The 3,503-nt window shown below is 65.9% G+C and carries 2 protein-coding genes and 1 pseudogene; all 3 read left to right on the top strand.

Going from position 1 to position 3,503, the window contains the following annotated elements; genetic code table 11:
* The first annotated feature begins 732 nt into the window (after positions 1-732).
* Positions 733-1,707 carry a Bug family tripartite tricarboxylate transporter substrate binding protein gene (locus H7965_RS29150; RefSeq protein ID WP_186774001.1) on the top strand — a complete coding sequence of 325 codons (975 nt, stop codon included), beginning with the start codon at positions 733-735 and terminating at the stop codon, positions 1,705-1,707.
* An 850-nt stretch (positions 1,708-2,557) separates the two neighbouring features.
* Positions 2,558-3,415, top strand: a pseudogene (locus tag H7965_RS29155) (IS5 family transposase); the annotation flags it as partial.
* On the top strand, positions 3,392-3,503 hold a 112-nt coding region (gene tnpB, locus H7965_RS31535; RefSeq protein ID WP_390624649.1), incomplete at its 3' end, for an IS66 family insertion sequence element accessory protein TnpB. The pseudogene H7965_RS29155 and the gene tnpB, both read left to right, overlap by 24 nt.

The following is a 3,503-nucleotide window of genomic DNA, read 5'->3' on the forward strand; positions in this document are numbered from 1 at the left end:
CGCTGACCAGCGCCTTCAGCTCGGCCGGCGACAGCGCGTCAGGATCGGCGGGCGGGACCATGCGCCCGAGCGAATCAGACCAGCCGCCACCTGGGAAGGGCAAACTGCACCCTCGCCACAGGTTTTGCCCCTCTTACCCTGCGTCTCGATAAGTCTTTGTCGCAGAAGAACTTTCGCCGATTCAGGACCCCGATGCACCTACGTCTGGTGAGATATCCGGGCTAACCCGCGATAATGGCCGCGCCTCGCGGGCAGTGGCCGGTCGTGTCCTGCTGTCCCAGCCTGTGATGCTGCTCACAGCGGCGACCACAACCGCATTCTACAAAGGGTCAGGCGATCCACGAAGCGCCATATCTTCGTGGCAAGCAGGAGTGCATCCTGTCCGCGTGGCGAGGGCGTATCCCTCACTCGGCCGAGCGCCGGGCCGATATGTCCAGGCTCAGAGCCGCCCTGCGGGACCTCTCGCCGGGCGATTTCTGTTGGAAGGGGATCGCATCAAGACCGCCAGCACTTATAGCCCGTTCTCTAATCGGGGTCACGACACGAAAGCGGCGTCCTACCTGGCGCAGCCCAACTCCGGGGCCATCACCCGGCAGTGTTCATAAAGGGAAGGCTCATGTTCCTGTGCAAACAGGGTGCGGCCTGGGCAGGGGCGGCCATCCGAGGGTATCCTTTGCTACCCGACAGTCCAGATCAACCGGGGCTACTACAATGGCCCAAGGAAGCACGCGCATGAACCGCCGCAACCTCCTTGCTACGCCGGCATTGCTGGTCCTGCCCAGTGCCGCCCGCGCCCAGGCTGAGGCGCCGTGGCCGAACCGAACGATCCGCATGATCATCCCCTGGCCGCCGGGCCAATCCACCGATGTGCAAGGCCGGCTGATGGCCCAGTATTTCACCGAGCGCTTCGGCCAGACGGTGATCCCGGAGAACCGCCCTGGCGCCGGCGGGCAGATCGGCACCAACATGGTCGCCAAGGCGCCGCCCGATGGCTACACGCTGCTCGCCGCCTCAAATGGCCCTATCATCTTCAGTCCGCTGGTGCAGCGCACGCCCTATGATGTGGAGAAGGAGCTGCAGCCCGTCGCGAGCTATGGGCAGACATCCTATATCCTATTGGTGCGGCCGGACTTCCCGGCGCAGGACCTGGTGCAGTTCCTGCGGTTGGTAAAGGCCGAGCCCGGAAAGTACACCTTCAGCTCCTCGGGCGTTGGCGGGGCGCAGCACCTAGTGACGGCACTGTTCAACGCCAAGGCTGATGTTGACGCCCTGCACGTCCCGTTCCAGGGCAGCGCTCCGTCCATGGCGGCGCTGCTAGGCGGCAATGTGCATTTCTCCTTCGACACCGCGGCCGCTGCGCTGCGCCTGGTGCGGGAGGGCAAGCTTCGCGCACTTGGTGTCACCACCGCCAGCCCCTCCCGCCTGATGCCGGAGATCCCGCCGCTCGCCTCAGTGGGTGGGCCGGCGGACTACGATGTCGGTGGCTGGAACGGGCTGATGGTGCCGGCCGGCACGCCGCAGCCCATCGTGGATCGGCTGTGGACCACGGTACGCGAGGGGCTGGCCACGCCCGAGTTGCGGCAGCGCTTCGAGACCATCGCGGTCGATATCGGGCCGCGCGGCCCCGACACCTTCATGGCACAGATCCGCGAGAGCTGGGCACTGTTCGGCCCGGTGATCCGGCAGCTCGGCATCCGCGCCGAATAGCGGCGCTTGCCTGCGCCACCTTGCTGTGCTTGCCCCAGGCATCTCTGCGCCATGTCCAACATGCTTCGCGCCGGCTTTGTGGCGGGCGCGGGCGCGCAGACGATAGGGGGACATCGGAAGCAGCAAGGAGCACGCCGGGTAGGGTAGGCGCGCCGCAGGACAGACGATAGGCCGCGTTCCGCCATCGCTATGGACGGGCTCGCAGCCGTTCCCGATAAGGCGCGATAAGGCTCGCTTTACCGCGGGTGAGCAGAAGCGTGCCGCAATTACGGTTGGCCGCCAGATTCCGCGCCGATAGCCGTCGCGGCGGTGGCAGCCGCTGCGGGTTGCCGCGTCTGAGTCTGAGGTCGGCATCCCTTCCCCTCGGGAGTCAATGTCCCTTGGCGGCAGCACTTCACGCTGCAGTCGAATTGGGCCGAACTCGGCGGTTCATCCCCGATAGCCAACATCGCTGTTAAGGGGCACAAGCGTAATTGAGTGTGGACTCTGTCAGCTGAGAGGGACTTGGACTCGACTGACGCCGTCCGCCCAGACGGCTGACAAAGTTCACATCCTGGGAGCCCCGCCGCTTGGTGGTCTGGGCAGGACGGGCGAGCCATGCCTCTCTAGGGGGGACTCTTTCAGCCAAGGCGGGGCGTGGGCCCTGTGCGTCGAGCCGTGCTCACTAACGCCTGAGCAGGCCCTGGACTTTGTCGACGGGCGGCGCCGAGGGGTGGAGCGTTAGGCCGCGCTCGGTGATGTCGATCTTGGCCTCCGGGTAGACCGCGAGGGCTAAGGCCAGTGTGCGCTTGAAGTAGGACTTGAAGTTTTTCAGTTGGCTTACGCTACCCCCGAATTGGGTATGCAGCGCCTCTACCCGCCGACGGGGCGGGATTCCATTCCGCCCGAGCGTTTGCTGCGCGCCCTGCTGCTGCAGGCATTCTTCTCGATCCGTTCGGAGCGGCAACTGGTCGAGCGGATTGACTTCGACCTACTGTTTCGCTGGTTTGTCGGCATCGGCGTGGACGATCCGGTCTGGGACGCCACGACCTTCACCAAGAACCGCGACCGGTTGCTGGCGGGCGAGGTCGCGTCGCGGTTCCTGGCCAGTGTGCTGGCGCAGCCGAAGGTCCGGACGTTGCTCTCAACCGAGCACTTCTCGGTTGATGGCACGCTCCTGGAAGCGTGGGCCAGCACCAAGAGCTTCCGGCCCAAGGATGGCTCCGGGCCGCCGCCAGATGCCGGGCGCAATGGCGAGCAGAACTTCCGCGGCCGGAAGCGCAGCAACGACACCCATGCCTCCACCACCGATCCCGATGCGCAGCTCTACCGCAAGGGTCCGGGCAAGGAGGCGAAGCTCTGCTTCATGGGCCATGCGCTGATGGAGAACCGCAACGGCCTAATCGTCGATGCGCTTGCAACACGCGCCTCCGGCCATGCCGAGCGGCTGGCGGCGCTGCACCTGGTGGAACCACATGCCGACCGTCCGCAGAAGATCACGTTGGGCGGTGACAAGGGCTTCGACACGCGCGACTTCGTCGCCGAACTCCGCGAGATCAACGTCACCCCGCATCTGGCGCAGAACACCAGTGGGCGGCGCTCGGCCATCGACGGCCGCACCACCCGCCATCCCGGCTATGCCATCAGCCAGCGGATCAGGAAGCGCATCGAGGAAGCGTTCGGCTGGGCCAAGACGGTGGCCGGGTTGCGCAAGCGGCTGGAGCGCGGGCACTTCGTCTGGCCGCAAGCCAAGGGTGGCGTGGTGTCGCTGACGCCCGCGCAGCTCTCGATGCTGCTGGAGGGCATCGACTGGCGCA

Source organism: Siccirubricoccus deserti, assembly GCF_014283215.1.
Lineage (GTDB): Bacteria > Pseudomonadota > Alphaproteobacteria > Acetobacterales > Acetobacteraceae > Siccirubricoccus > Siccirubricoccus deserti.